General features: G+C 41.5%; 13 protein-coding genes. 9 read left to right on the top strand and 4 right to left on the bottom strand.

Annotated features, from left to right (window positions below; genetic code table 11):
* Positions 1-995: 995 nt before the first annotated feature.
* Complete coding sequence (locus F6K52_RS36940; protein ID WP_364416608.1) at positions 996-1079, bottom strand: SBBP repeat-containing protein; 84 nt, start codon at positions 1077-1079, stop codon at positions 996-998.
* A gap of 45 nt (positions 1080-1124) precedes the next feature.
* Positions 1125-2930 carry an SBBP repeat-containing protein gene (locus tag F6K52_RS08135; RefSeq protein WP_293076221.1) on the bottom strand — a complete coding sequence of 602 codons (1806 nt, stop codon included), beginning with the start codon at positions 2928-2930 and terminating at the stop codon, positions 1125-1127.
* A gap of 874 nt (positions 2931-3804) precedes the next feature.
* Between F6K52_RS08135 and F6K52_RS08130 the strand changes: the two genes are divergently transcribed.
* On the top strand, positions 3805-4056 hold the full coding sequence (locus tag F6K52_RS08130) for a hypothetical protein (protein ID WP_293076219.1): 252 nt from the start codon (positions 3805-3807) through the stop codon (positions 4054-4056).
* Positions 4057-5104: 1048 nt separating this feature from the next.
* Positions 5105-11797: a type I polyketide synthase gene (locus F6K52_RS08125; protein WP_293076217.1), complete on the top strand. Its 6693-nt coding sequence runs from the start codon at positions 5105-5107 to the stop codon at positions 11795-11797.
* Positions 11798-11918: 121 nt separating this feature from the next.
* On the opposite strand, the gene F6K52_RS08120 is transcribed toward F6K52_RS08125, so the two are convergent.
* A complete protein-coding gene (locus tag F6K52_RS08120; RefSeq protein WP_293076215.1) occupies positions 11919-12074 on the bottom strand; it encodes a hypothetical protein in 156 nt (51 codons plus the stop codon).
* Between the two features lie 325 nt (positions 12075-12399).
* Here F6K52_RS08120 and F6K52_RS08115 point away from each other — a divergent pair, with 325 nt between their 5' ends.
* The 6 genes from F6K52_RS08115 to F6K52_RS08090 all read left to right on the top strand — a co-directional run bounded on the left by F6K52_RS08115 (position 12400) and on the right by F6K52_RS08090 (position 22993).
* Entirely contained in the window at positions 12400-14121 is a 1722-nt protein-coding gene (locus F6K52_RS08115; protein WP_293076213.1) for an SDR family NAD(P)-dependent oxidoreductase, read from the top strand.
* Positions 14122-14315: 194 nt separating this feature from the next.
* Complete coding sequence (locus tag F6K52_RS08110; protein ID WP_293076211.1) at positions 14316-19064, top strand: PfaB family protein; 4749 nt, start codon at positions 14316-14318, stop codon at positions 19062-19064.
* Positions 19065-19081: 17 nt separating this feature from the next.
* Entirely contained in the window at positions 19082-19384 is a 303-nt protein-coding gene (locus tag F6K52_RS08105; RefSeq protein WP_293076209.1) for a hypothetical protein, read from the top strand.
* A gap of 179 nt (positions 19385-19563) precedes the next feature.
* Positions 19564-21234, top strand: coding sequence for a PfaD family polyunsaturated fatty acid/polyketide biosynthesis protein (locus tag F6K52_RS08100; RefSeq protein WP_293076207.1), 1671 nt, complete (start codon positions 19564-19566; stop codon positions 21232-21234).
* A 183-nt stretch (positions 21235-21417) separates the two neighbouring features.
* Entirely contained in the window at positions 21418-22644 is a 1227-nt protein-coding gene (locus F6K52_RS08095) for a hypothetical protein (protein ID WP_293076205.1), read from the top strand.
* Positions 22645-22705: 61 nt separating this feature from the next.
* A complete protein-coding gene (locus tag F6K52_RS08090; protein ID WP_293076203.1) occupies positions 22706-22993 on the top strand; it encodes a 2Fe-2S iron-sulfur cluster-binding protein in 288 nt (95 codons plus the stop codon).
* A 174-nt stretch (positions 22994-23167) separates the two neighbouring features.
* Here the strand turns inward: F6K52_RS08090 and F6K52_RS08085 are convergent, their stop codons facing one another.
* Positions 23168-23923 (bottom strand): hypothetical protein, encoded by a 756-nt coding sequence (locus tag F6K52_RS08085; RefSeq protein ID WP_293076201.1) that lies wholly within the window; start codon positions 23921-23923, stop codon positions 23168-23170.
* 512 nt (positions 23924-24435) lie between these two features.
* On the opposite strand from F6K52_RS08085, the gene F6K52_RS08080 reads away from it, so the two are divergent.
* On the top strand, positions 24436-24893 hold a 458-nt coding region (locus tag F6K52_RS08080), incomplete at its 3' end, for a hypothetical protein (RefSeq protein WP_293076199.1).

The following is a 24893-nucleotide window of genomic DNA, read 5'->3' as shown; positions in this document are numbered from 1 at the left end:
CTTATGCACGATAATCGTTATTTAGCAATAGTAGTGGATAAGTTAATTGCACTTTTTCAATGGTTTTAGTGTATAATCAATTCTGTTGTACATTAACCTAATTGAATAACATGAGGCAGAAAGTATGGATGGTTTGAAGTGGCTAAAATTGGTATTGAGTCAGCAATAAAACCAAATCATAGATATATAGCATTTATTAATTCGCTGAGGTAATTTCGTCCTTGGTTTTAGGGAGCTAATGCCCTGGGCTATGCTTTTGGCCTAAGGCATTAGCTGCCCGAACAGATTAGGGAGTAGGGAGTAGAGAGTAGGGAGTAGGGAGTAGGGAGTAGGGAGTAGAGAGAATAAAATTGACTTTACCTAATAACTACGATCAACGCTATATTATTTTCGCCATCACTAGATGTAACGAGTTTGTCCAAAGTTTTGCAAGTTGGTAAAAATTCAATTATTTATGAATGTTGACAGTACACCACTGAACCTATATTTTTTAAAAAAAACCGGTAATTATACTCAATTAAAATTGATTTTTTTGGTAAAATAACTCTATTTATATACCTTTAAATAGTATGTCATGATTGACAAATTATCGCAAGGGAATTTTAGTAATATTTTTTAAAGATTATTTAAAGCATATCCAGGATATTAAATTGGATGTAATACTAATTACAGTATTATTTTTTATAGATATTTTGATAAATGTAATCGTGAAATTTTATAGATAAAAAAAAACTTTTGGCGCTTTAAGCAAAATCTCAGGAGTTAAGCAGTGAACCCAACAATCAATGTTCCAATTTTGCTCACTACACTCGACACCCAATAGCCCACAACCAGTCTATATAAATAAGCTTGGAGCCTAAGTACTAAGTCTCAGAAAGTGGTAGAAGACACCCTCAAGCAAGACCGCTCAGATTTTAGCTACTCTGAATAGATCACAAAGTTACAAAATCATAAGGTTTTGCTGGTGTTAGCTTAATGGTTTGAGATTAAACGTGTTAAGTACTTTTTCCTGTAACGTATACATTACCAAACCTATCAGTGCCAACCTTAAAGGCGATATCAACACTGGCACTTCCCAACTGCTGAGTACTTGGTAGAAAAATTCTGCTCCCAGGGGGCTTTGGTCAAAACCCTGAAGGCACAGATCCAGCAGAAAAGCTGGAACTAGCTACCCAGGCATCAAAGGATCCCGCATTGGGTCCTCCCAAAGACCCATCAGTAAATCCGGCTGAGTAAACCTTATCCGCCTGCTGGGCATCAATACCAAAAAAGGCATAGTCATCTTCGGGGGTTCCAAACTGCTCAGTCATCAACAGGTTACCGTCACTGTCGAACTGGGCAATAAAGACATCATTGAGTCCGGCATTGATTCCTCCTAAATCACCATCAGTGATTCCTGAAATATAGATCAAATCGTCACTGTCGATGTCAATAGCGAAGGCGGTCTCAGAACCAGAAGTTCCAATCTGTTGACTCCATAGCTGGTTGCCATCCGTGTCATACTTAACCAAGAAAGCATCATAATACCCAGCATTCGGTCCCCCTAAAGAGCCCAAGGTAAATCCTGTGCTGTAGACATTTCCAGAGCTATCAAGAGCAAGATCCCAGGAAAAATCATAGTTAGAAGTACCAAACTGCTCAATCCACAACTGCTCACCGTTGCTATCAAACTTTGTCAACCAGCCATCATACAACCCAGCATGCTCTTCGCCTAATTTAGCAGTAGTGAATCCTGTCGCAAAGACATTACCATTGTTGTCGGCGACAACACCATAAAGTTCGTCAAAGTCAGGAGTACCAAACTGTCTAGCCCACAACTGGTTGCCATCACTATCAAACTTGGCAACATAAGGATCATCATATAGGGGAATGGGCTGATCTGATCCAGCATTGACTCCCCCTAAGTCACCTGTAGTATATCCGCCAGTGTAGATATTACCATCATTGTCAACGTCAATGGCAAAGGCAGTGTCGAATTGGGAAGTTCCATACTGTTGACTCAACAGCGTATTGCCATTACTGTCTAACTTAATAAAATAAGCATCATCTCCTCCAACAACCGACCCCCCTAAGTTACCTGTGGTGGTGCCTGCAATGTAAACATTGTCATTGCTATCAAAGCTAATATCAAAGGAGCGGTCTTCACCAGAAGTCCCCAACTGTTTAACCCACTGTTGTTGACCCTGGCTATTGTATTTAGTTACGAAGGCATCTTGAGATCCAGCATTGGATTGCCCCAAGTCCCCTTGAGTCCATCCTGTAACGTATACATTACCAACGCTATCAGTGCCAACGTTAAAGGCAATATCAACACCAGCACTTCCCAACTGCCGAGCATTATCGAAAGCTGGTTGTTGGGATGGGGGAGTATTATCGTACTCAAAGTAGTCACCATCTAGACTCAGACCAGAAGCTCCTGGCAAAACAGCGATCAGATCAGGTCTAGGATTATTGAAAAATATAGCTGTGCCATTGTTTCTCGGTCCGATCGATTTCAGAGTATAGTTACTTGAGTCGCCGTGAAGCCGAATAGTATCTTGGTTGGAATCGAAGTCTAGAATTAGAGCATAGTCATTCTTCCCTTGGAATCCGGTACCACCAGCGTAGTAGGGATTATTCTCATCCCCCAACAAAAATCGGTCTCTGGTAGGGGCATTGATGTTCACTCCTTCACTATTACTATCAGGACCACCAATTAAGATATCAATTTCTCCTTTACCAGGTATAGGAGCACCAGGATCGACACCCAGTAAAATATCATTGCCAGTACGAGTGAAAATGATATTAGTCCCTGAATCCCCTACAAAAGCATCGGGACCTGGGGTGCCTACTTTCAGGACAGTAATAAAATCCGCTAGTACATTATCTGAGGTTTGACTACTACCTGATGTTCCCCTGTTCACTATGGGGAAAGGCAATAGTCTCTTCAAGAATGAATTATTATTGAAAATCCTTCGATTGTTTGACGATAGGCTGCTCAAAAAATTCATGATTTTAGATTATTGCTGATCAGAAAATTTTGCGGTAGCAAAAATAGAGGCTTTCACTAAAATTAAAACTCCCTATTTTTCCTTGTACTTGGTAGACAAATTATGCTCCCAGGCGGCTTTGGTCAAAACCATGACTGTTTCTGAAGTCATATAGGGTGATTGAGGTTAAAGTCTGTCATCCCTATTAGAGGTAACGGTAAGGTAGTGGTCAAGGTATTAAGCAGGTGCACAAAATTAATTACACATTTTACAAACCTCAAAGCCTTACGATGTAAGGGTTACAGAGATTGGTAGTAGGAAATTAATTTTGTTTAGGTGCTTAGTTATAACCAAGACAAATATTTATTCTGAGATAATTAATTCAAGTTACCTAAGCAGCCGCTAGCTTCTAAACCAATTGTTGCATACTGCGACCAGATCCAACCACAGATTTTGGATATCTTTATTGAAACAACATAGTGAATTATCAATCATATAATAATTACCTAAAACTGTCAATTAATTGGCCATGGAATTCACTCTAGATAAATTAAAAACAAAAAATTGCCTTTGCAGAAAATTACTCTGTATAAAATAGCTATTATTCTGCCAATAAACTTTGGAATTAATTTATTAACATTATTTACAAAAAAAGACTTTTTTATTTTTCGTTACTTTTTAACATTCTAGGCACGATATCGGCTTTACTGTGCCGGTAAATTATAGATATTCACCAATTTTTTACCATTACTTGATCTTGATTTTTCGGAATTTCATTCACAGTTTTTGAATGATTGAATAGAAGTTCTGTATCAATCAATTACGAATCACGCATATGAGTCATCTACAAGACGCCGTTGTACTCATTATCGGAGCAGCTGGTGTTTTTGGACAGGAGTTAACCCGACAGTTATTCAAGGCTGCCAGCCGATTAATTCTATCTGATCTCGAAGAAGTCATTGTCCGTAAACGGGCTGAGGTGATTTGGCGTGAAGTGGGGATAGGGGATGTGATCCCATGCCTAGGAGCTGATCTTTATTCTCGTGAGGGATCTGAAAGCCTAAGACCATTAACCATGAACCATTAACCTTGCCCTAACCCTCAAAAGTAAATTGACAGAGTTCTAGTGCTTGACGGCTCAAAGCTCTACCTAACGCTAGAATCGCCATTATCTTAATCAATAATTTATACAAAATTTATAAAATAGATTTCTGATATTTATAAAATTGTATGATTATTGTATTTAAGTGCTTGCTCAAGCTGTAACTCTGGATTTATTTGTCAAACTACATGGCTCATTAAAACTAATTTTACGATGCTAACCCTAGTTTAACTCAACATAAAAAAACGGTGAAAGGCAAAACTCCTGTGCTACTAGTTCAGACAAAATTATTGTATTTATTGATTTTTGATCGGTTTCAAGGTGTCAATTCGTAGAAATTGGCTAGGTTAAATCCAGATAATTTTTATACGATAAATTTGGTCAATGTTGTCATTTACACCAACTAGATTACTGCTATCGATCTATATAGATAGACTTGGTCTGGATAAAAAAATTTCCGATTTTAGGGTAAGCATTCACCACTCACATCCTGAGCTAATCCACTACGGGCATGCTGTACAAACAGTTAATCTAATCCAACATCTTATCAATAAAGAGAGTTCCACAATAAGCTTGTTTTCGTGAGCGACACGCTTCGTTATGGGCTTCTCATGACTGGGTTTCAGCCTGCTTCTTCCCTACTTACCTCTCTTCCCCCACGTCCCTCTATTGGGAGTTTTTTATGTCTCTTTACAAACAGTCAATAATAAACACTAAAGACATGAAACTTGTGAAAAGATCATCCAAATTATACCCTAGGACTATCGATACTATTTACAATATCTGAAATAGCAGTAATGCTTTTTTTAAATATAGTTTTTTAATTTTATTGATATAAAAATAGGTAATAAAAATAATAATATTCGTTGTTTTGTTTTTTTTAGTTATAACGAAAAATAAATTTTAATCTAAAGCAATAAATGTTAATTAATAAATTAAGCGAAATAGTTCATAAACCTATTTTTATATTCACCATAAGATGAAAATCATTATAAATTCAGTGAACTAGTTTACCGTGGTTAAGAATCAGTCTATGTCTAATTCTAAACTTGACATGGCATTGGCCCAGCTCCAAGACGACTTGGATAGCTTTGAAAAGAATCTGATCCAACGTATCCAAGGGAAAGACACGATGTCGGATAAATTCACAGAATCAAGCAATATAAACCAAAAACTGGCACAAACTCCTATCGCCATTATTGGCATGGCATCGCTTCTACCGAAAGCCAGAAATTTGCAGGAATACTGGACGAATATTATTGAAAAAATCGACTGCATTACTGATATTCCTGACTCCCACTGGAATGCAGACGACTACTACGATCCAGACCCCAGGGCACCGGACAAAACCTACTGCAAAAGAGGCGGATTTATCCCACATATCGATTTTAACCCCATGGAGTTTGGGCTCCCTCCGAATATCCTCGAAGTAACAGATGTTTCCCAGCTGTTAAGTCTAGTAGTGGCAAAGGAAGCGATCGCAGATGCGGGCTATGGCAAATCCCGGGAGTTTAACCGAGAGCGTACTGGGGTTATTCTAGGCTCGGCACTGGCAAAACAACTATCTACACCACTTTCAGTTAGATTGGAGTATCCGATTTGGGAGAAAGTCCTAAAAAGTAGTGGGTTATCCGATCAGGATACTAAAAAAATTGTAGAAAAGATAAAGCTAGCCTATGTGCAGTGGAATGAAAATGCCTTTCCCGGGATGCTAGCTAATGTGATTGCTGGACGAATCGCCAACCGTCTAGATTTGGGGGGAACAAACTGTGTAGTGGATGCCGCCTGTGCTAGCTCATTAGGTGCTTTAAAAATGGCAATTAGTGAGCTGAGTGAGCATCGCGCTGACATGATGCTCACTGGAGGAGTTGACACCGATAACTCCCTTGCGGTCTATATGTGTTTCAGCAAAACCCCTGCCCTCTCCCCAAACCAGACTATTAAGCCTTTCGATGCTGAGTCGGATGGGATGATGCTGGGTGAAGGCATCGGAATCCTGGTACTCAAACGTCTGGAGGACGCTAAGCGAGATAATGACAGAATTTATGCTGTGATCAAAGGTATTGGCACCTCCAGTGATGGTCGATATAAAAGCATTTACGCTCCTCGCCCAGAAGGACAAGCGAAAGCGTTGAAGCGGGCTTACGAAGATGCAGGTTTTTCTCCTACCAGTATCAGCCTGATTGAAGCACATGGTACGGGCACTAGGGCTGGGGATCCCAGTGAATTCCAGGCTCTAAAAGACGTTTTTAGTGAAAACAACCCCAAAAAGCAGTATGTTGCTCTCGGTAGTGTTAAATCCCAGATTGGGCATACTAAAGCTGCGGCTGGTGCAGCCAGTCTAATCAAAACTGCTTTGGCTCTACACCAAAAAATCTTACCACCTACGATTAACATCACCAACCCCAACCCAGCACTGGATATTGATAATTCACCATTTTATTTGAATACTGAAACCCGACCCTGGATTCGCGCTGAAGGAGATGGGCCAAGGCGTGCTGGTGTGAGTTCCTTTGGTTTTGGTGGCACCAATTATCATGTTGTTCTGGAAGAATATGAACCCGAACACAATCATGCTTATCGTTTACACCACACTTCCGAGTCCATTCTCCTTTCTGCGCCAACACCGGAGCAATTGTTAGCTCGTTGTGAAGATACTTTACAAAAGTTGCAATTTAAAACTGGAGAGCAGCACTACCAGAAACTAATTGATAGCTGTAAAGTCGAAGAAATTCCGGTCACTGAAGCCAGAGTGGGGTTTGTAGCGGATTCTGTAATACAAGCTTGCAGATGCTTACAAACCACTATTAACTGGCTAAAAAAGAAACCACAAGCACCATCGTGGAATCATCCCCAAGGGATCTACTATCGTCAAAGTGCCATAGAGCTGAAAGGAAAAGTCGTTGCCCTATTTTCAGGGCAAGGTTCCCAGTATCTAGAAATGGGGCGGGAACTAGTGATGAATTTCCCTTGTTTGCGCCAGACCTATGGTTATATCGATAGTCTGTTCCTCAAGGATAGTTTGAAGCCCGTTTCAGAAACGGTTTTTCCTGCCCCTGTGTTTGATACAGCTCAACGGCATATCCAGGCTGAAGCACTGCAACGTACAAATTATTCTCAGCCAGCCATCGGAGCCTTAAGTGTTGGTCTTTATAAGATTCTGCAACAAGCAGGATTTAAGCCTGATTTTATTGCTGGACACAGCTTTGGAGAACTCACTGCTCTCTGGGCTGCTGAAGTTTTGAGTGATCAGGATTACTTTTTCCTAGTTAAAGCTAGAGGCCAGGCCATGGCAACCCCAGATGATCCAAATTTTGATCCGGGAGCCATGTTGGCGGTGAACGAAGAGGTTAATCGAGTCAAAGAGGTTATTGATAGTTTTCCTCAAGTTACCATTGCCAATTTCAATTCCAATTGCCAAGTGGTCTTAGCCGGTTCAACAGCAGAAATTGCGAAGGTACAGCAAGTATTTACTGAAAAAGGGTATTCTGCTACTTTGCTGCCAGTTTCCGCTGCCTTCCATACTCCTCTGATTGGACATGCCCAAAAAGCTTTTGCTCAAGCCACTGAAGCAGTTACGTTCAAAAAAGCAAAAATTCCTGTTTATACCAATGTGACTGGGGAGCGTTATCCCACTGAACCCCAAGACATTAAAAACATTTTGGGAGTACATTCAAGCAAGTCAGTACTGTTCAAGCAGGAAATCGAAACTATCTACAATGCAGGGGGGTATTGCTTTGTTGAGTTTGGACCTCGGAGCATCCTGACCCACTTAGTAAACGATATCCTTGGTGATAAACCCCATGTCGCCGTAGCCTTAAATGCGAGTCGTCAACAGGATAGCGATCGCCAATTGCGTCAAGCGGTTATGCAGTTGCGCGTGGCTGGTTTGCCCTTAAAAAGCCTCGACCCCTACCAAATTGAGCCTCCAGCACCCAAGACTGACAAGAAAAAAGTGCTCAAGTACCGGTTAAATTGCGCTAATTATGTGTCAGAAAAGACGAAAAAGGCTTTTGAACAGGCTTTGCAGGATGGACATCAAGTGACATCTCTTGGTCAGGATAATGGGGCAAGTCATGGGTCTACAGAGGAAACTCAACAGACACAAATGCTCAGCAATGGAAATGGATCTAGCCAGAGCAATGGTCACACCGCTAAGCCCAATTATCAAGGGAGTTCTTCAACTAAGCTTGTCACCCCTAAGCTTGTCACTCAATCGAAACCATCGGTGAGTAATGGAAATGGGTCTAGCCAGAGCAATGGTCACACAGGAAAGGCCAATTATGCGGGGAGTTCTTCAACTAAGCTTGTCACCCCTAAGCTTGTCACCCCTAAGCTTGTGACTCAATCGAAACAATCCTTGAGTAATGGAAATGGGTCTAGCCAGAGCAATGGTCACACCCCAAAGTCCAATTATCCGGGGAGTTCTTCAACTAAGCTTGTCACTCCATCGAAACAATCCTTGAGTAATGGAAATGGGTCTAGCCAGAGCAATGGTCACACCCCAAAGGCCAATTATCAAGGGAGTTCTTCAACTAAGCTTGTCACTCCATCGAAACAATCCTTGAGTAATGGAAATGGGTCTAGCCAGAGCAATGGTCACACAGCTAAGGCCAATTATCCGGGGAGTTCTTCAACTAAGCTTGTGACTCAACAGCTTGTGACTCCGACACCATCGGTGAGTAATGGAAATGGGTCTAGCCAGAGCAATGGTCACACCCCAAAGGCCAATTATCAGGGGAGTTCTTCAACTAAGCTTGTGACTCCGACACCATCGGTGAGTAATGGAAATCGGTCTAGCCAGAACAATGGCAAGGGGGCGATCGCCCAGAAGCCAGGAAACAGGATTGCACTCTCCCCATTCATCCAGCCCACATCTCGGTTACGTCCCATGGAGACTTCTCAGACCAAACCAACATCAAATCCCACTGAACTTACCCAGAAATCAAATGGGCATCTTATGACCTCCTCTGGAAGTAGCACCAATCACAAGTCTGATACCAAACCAGCACTAGCTCTTACTCAACCCGCTCTTGAATCGAACATGCCCTCAACACCAACCCTATCTCTAAATTCCCAACGTATTTTAGAGAGCTTAGAGCATAGCTTGAAGTTGTTTAGTCAGCATCAAGGTGAAACGTTACATGTTCACGGACAATATCTGAACAATCAGCTGGAATATGCCAAAACCTTTTTCCAACTGATGCAGCAGCAGCATTCCTTGTTTGGGAACAGCAACGGAACTGATCAACAAGCGCAAACGAAGCAAGTTGTGATAAAGAGCTTAGAGCGCACTATGATGCAGTTTCACCAGCATCAAGGTCAGACTCTCAACGTCCATGAGCAATATTTAAACCATCAGCTAGAGTATACCAAGAACTTTTTCCAACTGGTAAAACAGCAGTATCAAGAGGTTCTCAAAGGTGAGGTTGTTGATCAACCAGGGCTAGAAGCTGGTAATGGTAATCAATTGCTTGGGAAGGAGTTAACCACACAAGCTACTTCTACAACGGTGACAACATCGGTTACTAGTGTTCAGGATAGTCTCAATAATTTGCCATCCACTACTAAACTGACTACAGAGACCAAAGAAACAAATAAGTTAGTAGAGCAGCAGGATAGCCAAACCTCTGACAATGGGCAAGTTGTAAAGCAAGAGGAAACAGTTAAACCGAATCTCTCTGATAGCTCTAGTAACACAAGTGCATCTATAACTGTTCCTGCTGCTACTGTGGTCAAGGAGTCGAAACCAGAGCCAGAGCCAGCTTTAAGCAATGTCTCAAAACCCGTTGAGGACAGTTTAGAACCTGAAGTCAAGCTTGAGCCAACAGCAAAAGTCGCATCTTCACCATCAGCAGCCACGGATATTAATGAGATTAGCCAAACTCTGTTAGATGTGGTTAGCGAGAAAACCGGCTATCCAGCGGAAATGTTAGAGCTGGATATGGACATGGAAGCGGATTTAGGGATTGACTCCATCAAACGGGTCGAAATTCTAGGTGCTTTGCAGGAGCTGAATCCTGATTGGCCTGAAGCTAATCCAGAGCAACTTGGAGAACTGCGTACCCTTGGTCAAATCGTGGAGTATCTACAGTCCCATGCTTCCAAGGTACTCCCTGTCGAACCTGAAATAACAACTAACAGCTCCAAGGTTATCCCTGTCGAACCTGAACCAACAACCAACAGCTCAGCTGAGATAGAAACAATCAAATCTGAGTCAGTAGAGAGTAATGATGTTAAACCAGTTGTAGAAAATCCAGCCGTAGAAACTTCAACTATAGATGTTGAGGCCATCGCTCAAACTTTGCTAGATGTGGTTAGCGAGAAAACCGGCTATCCAGCGGAAATGTTAGAGCTGGATATGGACATGGAAGCGGATTTAGGGATTGACTCGATCAAACGGGTGGAAATCCTAGGCGCTCTACAGGAGATGAGCCCTGATTTGCCTGAAGCTAATCCAGAGCAACTTGGAGAACTGCGCACTCTTGGTCAAATCGTGGAGTACTTACAGTCGCAGGCTTCCAAGGTACTCCCTGTCGAACCTGAAATAACACCTAACACCTCAGCTGAGATAGAAACAATCGAATCTGAGTCAATCGAATCTGAGTCAATCGAATCTGAGTCAGTAGAGAGTAATGATGTTAAACCAGTTGTAGAAAATCCAGCCGTAGAAACTTCAACACCATTAATAGCTATAGATGTTGAGGCCATCAGTCAAACTTTGCTAGATGTGGTTAGCGAGAAAACCGGCTATCCAGCAGAAATGTTAGAGCTGGATATGGACATGGAAGCGGATTTAGGGATTGACTCGATCAAACGGGTGGAAATCCTAGGCGCTCTACAGGAGATGAGCCCTGATTTGCCTGAAGCTAATCCAGAGCAACTTGGAGAACTGCGCACTCTTGGTCAAATTGTTGAGTATCTTCAACAGCAGACAGTTCCGACTGAAAAAAAAGAGTTCCAGAACCAGCCTTTTAATGAGCAACTTGACCTAGATCATAAGATTCCACGCTGTTTGGTAAAACTTAAAGCTCTGCCTGATCCAGATAGTTTGGATTTCACTTTACCTGACAAACATATTGTTTTGTTAACCGATGATGGTTCATTAACTACATCGAAACTGGCTCAATCCCTAACAGAGCGTGACTGGAAAGTGGTGGTCTTAAGTTTTCCCCAATCCCTAATTGCAGAACAAGCATCTTTACCCAAAGCAGTTAGTCGTATTGTGTTGAACGATTTGAGTGAAGAGCATTTGAAACAACAATTGGCAGAAATTACTGCTAAGTATGGTTCCGTTGGTGCATTCATTCATCTCAATCCTGGGATTCAGATCCAGCCCAATCATGGGATTGGCTTTCTTGAGCTAGAAAAAGCTCTTCTTAAGCAGGTTTTTTTGATTGCCAAACATCTCAAACCATCACTGAATGAAGCGGCACGTCACGGACGGAGTTGTTTCATGACTGTTGCTCGTCTTGATGGAGCGTTTGGTTTAGCACAAAACGTGAACTTTGGTGCAATTGGTGCAGGTCTATTTGGATTGACTAAAACCCTCAACCTTGAATGGGAATCGGTATTTTGCCGGGGCATTGACCTAAGTCCTGACCTAAATGCTGAGGAGTCGACTGAGTACATCATGGCTGAACTTCATGATCCCAACCGTTATATTGCCGAAGTTGGATATAGTTCACAGGGGCGAGTAACCCTGAGTACTGAACAATCTATCTGAATATAGTGTTTGAGTACTGACTGCTGAGTTTGACTAGTGGCAAAAATTAGGGTGCATCTTACCAAACTTGAACAATCAACCAAAACGTTGAAGATGTTATGGCGGTTTGCACATAGCAATTCTACGACTTGTGAGGTACAAATCTCTGGGTTTTAGGGAGCAGGGAGCAGGGAGCAGGGAGCAGGGAGCAGGGAGCAGGGAGCAGGAAATAGGAAATAGGCAATAGGCAATAGGCAATAGGAAAGAAGGAAGAGGGAAAAAATAATGTGTACCTCATAGCTAGGATAAACGCTATATTAGGCTTTGTTAAATAGAATGAATAAGCTTTAAAGCAGCCAATATAGCCCGTGAGTTATTTAAGTGATATTTTATTCTTTAAAAAACGACAAAAAATAATTGAAAGTTTCCTGTTTTTCGGTTAACAAATAGTAATAATACGATAGGATGATTTGCTAATACTGTCCTATCGTGTCTTATGGATGCTTGCTTACCAAATGTAGCTTGACCCCTAACGAAGTGCCACAAATTATAGTCCCCCTGACAATAAAAGTTAAATAAGAGTAACTATTTATCAATTAAATATAAAATTATTGGAAAATTTTATGATCGAAACAGCTCAAATCAGTCAATCATCAGTGTTTCTTGTCAGTGGCGGAGCAAAAGGGATTACCGCTGAGTGCGTGATTCGGATAGCACAGCAGCAACCATGCAAATTTATCCTACTGGGTCGTTCATCAATCATGACAGATGAACCAGCTTGGGCAAAGGATTGTTTTCATGAATCTGAATTGAAAAAACGGATTATGGAAAATATCCTTGCCGAAGGTAAGAAGCCTACCCCGATGGAAGTACAACGGATATTTAAGACAATTGTTTCGAGTCGAGAAATTCACAAAACTCTCTTGGCAATTGAACAGGCAGGCGCTCAGGCAGACTATATTGATGTTGATGTAACCGATGCTCTAGCCTTACAGCAAAAGGTGGCAACTGTCGTTGAGCGCATGGGTCCCATTACCGGTATTATCCACGGAGCAGGGGTTTTAGCGGATAAATTAATTGAAAAGAAATCGGAACAAGATTTTGAGACCGTTTATGCTACCAAAGTAAAGGGTTTGGAAAATCTGCTGAGTTGCTTCAGCCCAGGTCAACTGGATTATTTAGTTCTATTTTCTTCTGTAGCTGGTTTTTACGGAAATATCGGTCAGTCGGACTATGCGATCGCAAATGAAATTCTAAACAAATCAGCTCATCTGGTCAAGCAACACCATCCCTCCTGCCATGTGGTTGCCATCAATTGGGGACCTTGGGACAGTGGTATGGTCACTTCGGAACTAAAGAAGGCGTTTGCTAAGCGCAACGTTGAAATTATTCCGATCCCAGTGGGGACAAACATGCTAGTTAAGGAACTGGATACTGCTAATCAGGAAACGGCGCAAGTAGTGATTGGCACTCCAATGGAACCGGTATTCCGGGAGTTAAACCCTGAGTTACAAACCTATCGTATTCGCCGCAAGTTGACACTGGAGGCTAATCCCTTTTTACAAGATCACGTGATTGGGGGTTATCCAGTATTGCCAGCTACTTGTTGCGTAGGATGGATTATTAATGCCTGTGAACAACTGTATCCGGGTTACAAATTCTTCAGTTACACAAATTTCAAGGTCTTGAAAGGGATTATTTTCAATGATAATCTCGCAAGCGAATATGTTCTAGATCTCAAAGAAATTGCTAAGAACGACGATTCAATAGAATTTGAAGGAAAGATCTGGACTAAAAAAGCACAAAGTAAAATTCCTTATCATGAGCATTATCGGGCTACTATTAAGCTAGTCAGAGAAATTCCTAGTGCTCCCACTTATGAGGACGTTAACATTGAAGAAGATCCGAGAATTGCTGAACAGGTTGAATACCCATTATATCAAACTGGAAAATACACGTTATTTCATGGTCCTTCCTTTTGGGGAGTGAACAAGATATTGAATCTGACTCCTGAAAAAGTGACTACAGAATGTGCTTGGCCATCTATTAGTGATCGACAACAAGGACAGTTTAAAGTTCAAACTTTCAATCCCTATATTGCTGATCTTCAGACACACTCTAATGGGATTTTAATTTATGCTTTTCATCAAGAGCAATTGTTACCTTCCCAATCGGAAAAGTTTGAACAATTTGCCATGATTCCACCCGATGAAACGTTTTATATATCTACCGAACTACGATCTAAAATCAGTAATAAAGTTCAGGCTGATATCATAGCCCATAATCGTGAAGGAAAAATGTACTCCCGTTGGGTTGGCTGGAAAGGAACAATTTTTCCTCTATAGTAAAAAGTTATATAGTTAACTAGTAGCAATAAAGACCAAATCCGGTTTAATAAGACTATATTCAAAATAATCAATATCTTTACATATTTTTGATTTTATGATTTATATAATCAACCTATTTAAACCGGATTTGGTATAATTTAATTTCTTCAATAAAACTAATTTTTAAAGTAATTATTTTTTATATTTCTTAAATGAATAAAATAGCAATAATTGGATTTTCTTGCCTTTTTCCAGATGCCAAAACTCCAGAAGAATTCTGGAATAATCTGATTAACGGAAAAGATTCAACTTCAGTATTAAGTGAGGATGACATAGGACTTGACCCGGAAATTTTTTTTAATCCATTAAAAAATCAACCGGATAAAACCTACTCCTTAAGGGGAGGATATATCCGAGATTTTACGTTTGATGCCACTGGATACAATTTGCCTTCAGAAGTCCTTGAAGGGTTAGATCCTCTCTTCCAAGGGTGCCTGTATGTTACCAAACAAGCACTGCAACATAGTAATTATTTGAGCAATGACAGGGTGCTGTCAAAGTCTGGTGTAATTTTTGGTAATGTCTCAACCCTTACTCAACTCTCGAATCAACTATTTATATCGATTTATGAGCAGACCATTGAAGCTGCACTTAGGGAGCTTTTGCAGAATGAAAACTTCCAGTTAGCAAAATTACCGAAATCTGCCAAATTATCTCTGTATAATGGGATGAGCTATGGTGCGGTATCAGCCTTAGTCGCTCAAGCTTTTTCTCTATCCGATATTAACTATACCCTAGACTCTACCTGTTCTTCATCACTGTATGCGGTGAAATTGGCAAGTCATTACCTACTATCCCACAAAGCTGATTTGATGTTAGCGGGAGGGGTTAGTTATAGCGATCCAATTTTCGCTCGCATGCTATTTTCTGGTATTCACGCTTACCCTGAAAATGATGTCAGCCGACCATTAGATCAATCTTCCCAAGGTCTAACCCCAGCGGATGGGATTGGTATGGTGGTGCTCAAGCGATACAGTGATGCGATTCGAGATGGCGATCAAATTTATGGGACAATCTGTGGTAATGGATTATCTAATGATGGTCGGGGAAAGCACCTGCTGAGTCCGAACCCCCGAGGGCAAATGTTAGCCTATGAACGAGCCTATACTGAGGCAAAGATTAGTCCAAAGAGCATCGATTATTTAGAATGCCATGCTACTGGTACTCCCCTTGGTGATACCACTGAACTTGGCTCTGTTGATACCTTCTTTGGTCCGCATCAAGCTTCTATGCTAGTGGGTTCTGTGAAGTCTAATCTGGGTCATCTGGTCACTGCTTCTGGTATGGCGAGCATCATTAAAGTCATTTTGAGTATGTCTAAGGGTGTCATACCCCCGACAATTAATATCACGAATCCCCTCAGCTCTCCTAATAATGTGATTGCAGCGGACCAAGTGGTTCGAACTGCAACTCCCTGGCCGAGCAATAAACCGCTTAAACGGGCAGCCATTAATACCTTTGGTTTTGGCGGAAATAATGCTCATTTGATTCTTGAGCAATCCACTCAGGTCGAAGAAATCCCTGATGTTGAAGCGGAACCCTCTACACCGGTGCCAGCTACTAAGATAGCGATTGTGGGCATGGACAGCTTTTTTGGCTCCTGTGATGGCTTGGATCGCTTTGAGCGCAGTATTTATGATGGAACCCAGCATTTTATCCCCGTTCCTAACCAGCGCTGGAAGGGAATCGACGAGGAAGAGCAATTGCTCAAGGATTATGGCTTTACAGACGGTAAAGCACCCATAGGCGCTTACATTCAAGATTTTGACATTGACTCATTACGGTTTAAGATACCGCCCAATGAAGCAGACACACTCAACCCTAAACAACCGCTAATGCTTAAGGTAGCGGATCGTGCCTTAAAAGACGCAGGACTAAGTGAGGGGGAAAATGTGGCAGTGATTATCGCTGCAGAAAGCGAACTTACTGGTCACCAGCTTCAGGAGCGATGGCATTTGTCTTGGCAACTCAAAAAAAGTTTTGTTGACACGAATGAATCCTTAGTTTCCGAAGCTATCGATACCCTAGAAGGCATTGTTAAAGATAGCATGCACGAGCAGGCAAAAAGCAGTGACTATCTAGGTTACCTGGGTGCGATCACAGCCAGTCGTATTTCTGCTCTGTGGGATTTCAACGGGCCTTCCTTCACCCTCGGTGTTGGGGAAAATTCCACCTTCAAAGCTCTAGAAACAGCACAACTATTACTCGCGGCTGGGGAGGTAGATGCGGTAGTTGTGGGTGCTGTTGACCTAGCTGGGGGCGCGGAAAATGTTTTGTTGCGAAACCAATTGGCTAAGGTCAACACAGGAGTCAATACCCTAAGTTACGACCAAAACACTAATGGCTGGATGGTTGGTGAAGGGGCTGGCGCTGTGGTTTTAAAGCGTCTTGATACAGCCAAGCAAGACCAAGACCGTATTTATGCAGTGATTGATGCCATCAGTTTGGTACAACGCCGTAGCACATCAGACCAGGTCAATACTTTCCCGCAACCCCCTCTGGCTGAAACTGTTATACAAGCCTGTCAACAGGCTCATACTGAAGCAGACATTACACCTGGGGATATTGGCTATTTAGAAGTATTTGGTAGTGGAGTCGCTCAGGAGGATGAGGCCGAGATTCGCGGATTAACCCAAGCGTATCAAACTCCCAAGCCTGATTTAAGCTGTGCGATAGGTAGTGTCAAGGCAAATATTGGTCATACCTATGTTGCTTCAGGAATTGCTAGCTTAATCAAAACTGCACTCTGTGTCTATCACCGATATATTCCAGGAACACCTCAATGGACTGCTCCTAAAATGCCCGAGGTTTGGCAAGGTAGTCCATTTTATGTGGCAAGTGCATCAAGACCTTGGCTTTTACCACCAGAGAGCACCAAACGAGTAGCAGCAATTAACGGTATGGGACTGGAGGGGACTTATGCCCATATAGTTTTGTCAGAGGAACAGAGTGAGTGCGATCGCAAGAGCAGCTATTTGGAGCAAACACCATTTTATCTGTTTCCCATTGCTGCTGATGGTCAATCGGAGTTATTCGAGCAGCTGCATAATTTAGAACAAACTATCGAAAATTGTGTTTCTCTATCTACTGCTGCTCGCCAAACCTTTACCACGTTTCAAAAACGTTCTCAGGCCACTTATACCCTAGCAATTCTCGGACACAACAACGATGAATTAAAACGAGAGATCCAGCGTGCAATTAAGGGGATTCCCAAGGCTTTTGATACAGGTAAAGACTGGCAAACGCCTGTGGGAAGCTATTTTACAGCTCAACCACTGGCTAAACGAGGTACCGTTGCATTTGTTTATCCCGGTGCTTTCAATTCCTATATCGGACTAGGTCAGAATATTTTTCGACTGTTTCCCAAAGTCTACGACGAAGCAGATCAACATATCACCAATCTCGCTTTGCTCCTCAGGGAAAAACTTTTTTATCCAAGGAGCTTAAATGCCTTATCCAGAAAGCAACTGGAAGTCCTTGAACAGCGACTGTTAGATGATTCCCATAGCATGCTCACATCGGGAATTTGCTTTGTTAGAATTTTGACCATAATCATGAGGGATTATTTCAAAGTTCAGCCTCAATCTACCTTTGGGTACAGCCTAGGGGAACTTAGTATGATGATTGGTCAGTCCGTCTGGACTAACTATGAAGAGGCGATCGATGGCTTAAGCTCCTCTGAGATATTTCGCAAAAGACTATCTGGTCCTAAAAACGCAGTTCGCGAGTATTGGGGATTACCCCAAGGCAACGATGATCAGCACAAAAAAATTTGGAGTACCTATGTTCTGATCACTCCGGTAGCCCAAGTTGTGGAATATCTCAAACATGAGAATCGCGTCTATCTTACTCATATCAATACGCCGAAAGAAGTGGTAATTGCTGGTGATCCTCAAGCTTGTCGGAAGCTGATTGACACTCTCAAATGCGATGCCTTCCGTGCTCCTGCCGATGATGTACTTCATTGTGACGCCATGGCTTCTGAATACCATGAACTTGCCAGACTCACCAGTTTACCTATCGGCAACCAACCAGAGACTATTTTTTATTCCGCAGCCGACTACAAACCCATTACCCTTGAGAGCCATGCCATTGGTCACGCTATCGCCAAGGGTCTTTGTCAGCCCCTCGATTTTACTCGGCTAATTAACCAAGTCTACGATAATGGAGCCAAGATCTTTGTGGAGATAGGCGCTGGGAGTACTTGTTCTAGATGGATTCGTGAAAACCTTAAGGATAAGGAACATGTCACAGTTTCCCTCAATAAAAGAGGTTCAAACGACCATACCTCTATTGTCAAAGCCTTGGCCAAGCTAGTTAGTCATCAAGTCTCTGTAGATTTGTCACCACTGTATACTCAGGAAGCAGAAAATGCTGGTAAGCGGCGCTCAATGGTTAAAACCATAACCTTGGGTGGGAGCCGGATTAAGTCCAGCATTTTGAGCAAAACTAACCAGGAAATTGCTGAAACTTTATCGTCAAATGTCTTAATTCATAAGACTTGGGAACAGCCACAAACTTTGCCCAATTTTGAACCATCTGAATCCATAACTTCATCAAACTTTCAAAGTACTGTTATAAACCATGAAAATAGTGATAAGTGTGCTTTCAACTACAGCCTTGCAAGCACAGACAAACTAGACTATGTCCAGCCTATTAAAATGCCGCTGGATAATAAATACAGTCTAAATTTACCCGAAAAAAGTAATAAATTATTTCTGGAATTAGACCTAAGTGAATTGCACAAAAATCAGTATAAAAACCTGAGTTATAATACATCTCACATCACCAAAAACCATGCTGCTTTTTTAAGGAATCAAGAAGAATCCTTGAAGCAAATTGGTGACATTATTCAGCACCAAGTAACGTTTTCAAAGCAGTTGCTTGATTCTGAATCATAATTGTGTATCAACAAAAAATGAAGCGTAAAACACTATTTGTATTGACTTGGGTATCTACCATCGTCCTAATTCTATGCTGGGTGTTACCTACAAATGCCTTCAACGAGTTCTACCGCAACGGACTCAGAGGACACAGTACCTTTCATTACGAATTTACTCGCACCTTAATGCGGGGAGCGGGTTTCTCGCCAGAATTGGCAGAACAGATTGCAGTTACCAATCAAGCTGTGGACTCAGTTAACTTTACAGGTTACACCGGCACTAACGTGCGTCTCAGGAAAACCCTTCGTCAGGGTCAGTACAGTACATTAGGTTTTTAGGGAGCAGGGAGCAGGGAGCAGGGAGCAGGGAGCAGGGAGCAGGGAGCAGGGAAGTGGGAAGTCGGAAAACAATCCTGTATACCTGATAGTTATGCAAACCACCGTAACTATAATATAACTGTAATAATTAATTAACAATAATTAGCTGTATTCTAATGACTCAAACTAGCTATAAACCAATGAAAGTTTTAGATAAAAATATAAGCAAAAATAATAATGAAACTAATAAAATCGGATTTTTAAATTGTTTCTATGGTCAAAATCAAGGTTGGCAAGGGTCTTTGGATGGGATAGCATTTGATGATCGAGGCATTAAGGCTAAACTGCTAGATTTAGATAAATCCTGTTATATTGTTAGATCCCAAGGACAGATTGGCGTAACCCAAGAAGGGTACTGGTATCCTTCCGAAAATGGCAAGAGCTCTCAAGTAGAACTGCTGATGGTAGTTCCACCAATACAAATTCAACAGTTAGGCGATCCCAGTTTTTTATCCTTTCATGGGGTAAAATCTGCCTATGTTACTGGAGCGATGGCTGGTGGAATAGCATCTGAAGAAATGGTCATTGCTCTCGGCAAAGAGAAAATTTTGAGTTCATTTGGTGCTGGGGGATTAAGTCCTTCCCGCCTGGAAGCAGCTATTAAGCGTATTCAACAAGCCTTACCCCAAGGTCCCTACGCCTTTAATTTAATTCATAGTCCCAGTGAACCTGCCATTGAACGCCATGCTGTTGATCTATTTATCAAATATGGTGTTCACACTGTAGAAGCGTCTGCATTTCTAGATTTAACTCCCAACATTGTTTATTATCGAGCTGCTGGATTAGGACTCAATACAGCTAATCAAATCGAAATAAAAAACAAAGTTATTGCTAAAATATCCAGAAGAGAAGTTGCTGCGAAATTTATCCAGCCTGCTCCAACACAAATCCTTAAAAAACTTGTTGAGCAGGGATTAATCAGTGAACTCCAGGCAACTTTGGCAGAAAAAGTTCCTATGGCAGACGATATCACCGTAGAAGCTGATTCAGGTGGTCATACAGATAATCGGTCTTTGGTTTGTCTGTTACCTTCTATCTTGGAATTGAGGGATGAAATTCAGGAAAAATATGGTTATCAAAACCCGATTCGAGTTGGAGCTGCTGGTGGTATTGGTACGCCACAATCAGCCTTAGCTGCTTTTATGATGGGTGCGGCTTATGTTATGACTGGCTCTATTAATCAGTCTTGCCTTGAAGCTGGAACCTCTCCACATACTAAGGAAGTGTTGGCTAAAGCTGATATGACTGATGTCACCATGGCTCCAGCAGCAGATATGTTTGAAATGGGGGTAAAACTTCAAGTGCTCAAAAAAGGTACCCTCTTCCCCCTACGGGCTCAGAAACTCTTTGAGTTATATAGAAGCTATGACTCGATTGAAGCTATTCCTATCGAGGAAAGAGAAAAACTCGAAAAACAAATTTTCAAGAGAAAAATCGAAGCTATTTGGGAGGATACAATAGCTTATATATCCAAACGAAATCCTGATAAAATAAAACAAGCTGCCAATAATCCTAAGGTAAAAATGGCTCTGATTTTCCGCTGGTACCTAGGATTGTCATCGCGTTGGTCGAAGTCAGGGGAAAAAGGCAGAGAAATCGATTATCAGATTTGGTGCGGACCTGCAATGGGCAGCTTTAATAACTGGGTACAAGGGTCTTACCTCGCTGCTCCAAATAATCGCAGTGTGGTTGATGTGGCTCACCACATCATGAATGGGGCTGCATTTTTACACCGAATACAGAGTTTAAAAATTCAAGGACTCCAAATGCCAGATTACTACAGTCAGTATCGCCCAGTTCCTCTTTCCTAAATTGTGAATTTTTAATTGTCGATATTGTCAAGATTGGTAATTGGTAATTGGTAATTGTGATGACTCTTGCTCCATTACCCATTACCAATTACCACGTTTACTATTAAAACTATTACAGGGTGCTGGAGACCATCTAACTTATAGATTACGTAGATTACGTAATTTTTAGCTAAGGATAATAGTATGCTAAAAACCCATAAAGCACCAGAAAAAGGAAGTCAATTTTCAACTCCATCAGACAAGGTTGTCCATGGTCGCAAGAATCTTAAGCTGATGGATGTTAATTATCGGCGTAACACTGAGTCAGATTACACCGAAAAAATAGAGGAGTTGTATAAAAACTTTGATTATAGCAGCAATAGCGATTATTACTGGGGTGAACCTGAGCTTTCACTGCTGTACGGTAGCCCCCTCTATGAAGCGGCTTCACCCTCACAACAAAAAGCTCTAAACCATCTCTATTGGGCTTTGAATTACTATTTAATTGCTGCGACTGAAACGAATACAATTTTATTCAATGAAGTCACAGCAAATGCGTTCTTTCCCTTTGATGATTACGAAGTTCTCTGCCATGCCCTAGACGTTGAAACGAATCAAGAACGTTACCATGTTCGTGCCTTTAACACTATTGGTAGTAAGACAGAGTTAGCCCTAATGGGCGAAACAGTTTTTCATTGTGCTAGGTCAACCAAACCTAAGGATCTAGATAAAACATTAGCTGCCTTCAAAGGGATGGGTGGACGTACAAGCTTTCCTTTGGCAATGCAAGTGTACACCATCAGTATCAGTAATTCTCCTTTTCTAGCGAGCCAGTACTATACTGCTCGTGGGATCGGCAATTTAAATCTCAAAAATAAGGAATATACTTTTTCCCAGTTATATAAGAGATTAGAGAAAAATGGTGAGTTTATTCCGGCTCCCACAGCAGTTTCTCGCTATCATCTACTAGACGAAAGTTTCCATACCGCAACGTCTCAGTTAATGTCCCACGAAATTTATAAGGATTTCCCTGAGCCAAACCTCTGGGAGAAGCACATTGGTAATCAAACGATCTACAGGTTACAAACCGATGTGTTTAATGGGCTATCTACTACACTCCCTGGTACCTTTGGTGGAAATGTTATGCCTATGGTGTATAAGCTATTGCAAACACCTCTATTTGGCATGTCTAAGCAAGACGCACTACTGATGATGGAGAAGTGTTTCTGTCAGGAACATGAAGGCTTACATGTGGCAGCTAAATATCACCAGCGTCTTCTATCGGATATCCGCAAGTTTCTTGAAGGTTTAGACTATCTGTCACCTGTTAATCGTGAGATGCGTCTGATGGCTTCATCCGGTTCACTTGAAAAAGCTGTCGCAAATAACATTCGAGAGTTTAAGCAGTTCTCGAGATCCGTTAAGCGTTAGGTCAAACTTTTGTCAGCTCCTGCTCCAGTAATGTTATAAATGAGAGACCCAAATTGTTGCTATGGTGAGTATTCACGTTGAGGACGATCAAAATACCCTTGAGGTCGAACCTAACCAAAACCTAGCTGAGATCTGCGATGAGTATCCCATTTCCCTGCTTTTTGGTTGTCGGGAAGCATCCTGTGGAACCTGTCTAGTCGAGGTAGTGAAAGGCATTGAAAACCTGTCACCTATCACAGCTGATGAGCAGGATTTGCTTGATGTCTTAGCTCCAGACAATCCTCACGCACGTCTAGCTTGCCAATGTGTTGTGATGGGCGATATTAGTATCAGTAGTCTACAGGGGTGAGGGGATAAACAGGTGAGGGGATAAACAGGTGAGGAAAATTCCCTTTCCACAATATCTTTTGTCCAAGCACAAGAACTGAGGGATGGAGTGATCACTCGATCACCCCATCCCTTCATCACTCGGTCACCCCATTACCCCATCAGTCCATCAGTCCATCACTCCTTAAACCAGATATCATTGTAAAAACTCAGGAGTTGAAAGGGGAGCATCGATTCTACGTTGACTAGGCTTGTCAAGTTTATAAATAATCGGTGGTTCTGGTAGCAGCAGATACCGCTTGCCCCAGCCATCATTAATATCCTCAGCTCTAGGTTCAGGTGGTTTGGTCTGACCGGTGGGTAAGGCAACGGACAAAACTTCACGTGCCTGGACATACCGTTGACCATCGGATGTATTGTTGATCAGGCTACTTGCTAGGGTTATTCGCTGCTTCTTTAATTGCTCTTGTATTTCCCAGATGGACTCTTTGGGGGCGAGGGTAGCTAGGAAGGTTACTTCCTCTGCTGGTGTTAGAGATAACCCAAGTTTGGACTGATCCATTTGCCAGACTTCTTGAAACTTACCGTCTGGTGCAATTTGCCAGAGTTCCAAGTCGGTGTGCCATCTTCCCTTCTTTACATCGACATTTTCATAAGCCAGAATTGAATAGATAAAATTTGCCTCTCTGTTGAAAGAGAGCTGTTGATTAGGGTGCAAATAGCGAATCGCTGCTACCGTGATGGGAATTTCCTCGGGAAGATTCGTGGTTCCTGCTACGGTGTAGATCCCTGGACGGTCTGATTTGGTTACCCTAAGCTGAAAAATTGCTTCGGAAGGTTGACCAAGTAATCGATTAGTTAATTCCCGTCCTGGTAATGGAAGCTGGGTGCATCCAGTACTTAATAATAAGAGTATAAAGATGCTAAATAACCCTTTTAAACAATGGGTCATATTTTGTTTGACTATTTTTTTTACCAAAATAAAAATAAAGGTTTTGTGCATAGCCGATAGTTGCATAAAATTGTGATTAAATAAAATTTTAACAGGTTAAAATTTATTTTGCTCAAATTTATTTATGATGATTAAGGCTTCCTATATTAAATTTTTAGTCATTTATTTTTTTTATGTTATGGTTTGATCCAAGTATTTAAACTATTTTTATTATTTCTATGAATAATTAAGTTTATTTGAACTATAAATTAATAGATAATTCCTATTTTTTTTGTTGTATAAATTAGATATTTACATTAAGTTAAGTGCCATTATTATTCAATAATATTTATGTTTTTTAAACCTTGTGAACTCAGATTAAATCTAAGATTGTGAACAAATTTATCAAGGGTAATTATATGATATGATTAGCCCTAGAAAAAAAAACCGGAGCAGCTTTTATCGGCTGGTCAAACATTTATTGGCCATAAATGTTAACTAAGCACAGTTATATTTTCTTGATTGTGGTGCTCATGAGAGACAGAAATCAAATCCCTATTGTTATTGATACTAATAATCAACCAAGCATGAGCGTCTCAAAGCGTTCGGTTGGGCTAAGTTACTTATTATCCATTGCCTCGACTTCCGCCTTAGCAAAATTGGGTTTTATAGCCCCGATCAGCCTATCACTCTTGTTAGGTGTTGCTAGTCTTAAAACAGAACCAGCCCATGCTCATTTTTCGGGTCTATGTCCTAGTCTTCCGGATCAAATTGTTTCGGAAAAACCTCTTAGCCCTAAGATCGAAACGTCGAAACCATCACAGAATAATGTCTGGAGCAACACAGACCAAGACCAGCTGGACAGGTTCAACTCTACCAATTTGTCTGAGAAGCCTCAGGAGGACTGGGCTGTTAAGGATTCATGCACGAGGATGAGGGCTAGGTTTCAAGCAAACCCGAAAAACGAATTCTACTCGGTTACTAGCGGACA

This window comes from Moorena sp. SIO3H5, assembly GCF_010692395.1.
Taxonomy (GTDB): Bacteria; Cyanobacteriota; Cyanobacteriia; order Cyanobacteriales; family Coleofasciculaceae; genus Moorena.
This window is presented reverse-complemented; position numbering and strand designations above follow the sequence as displayed.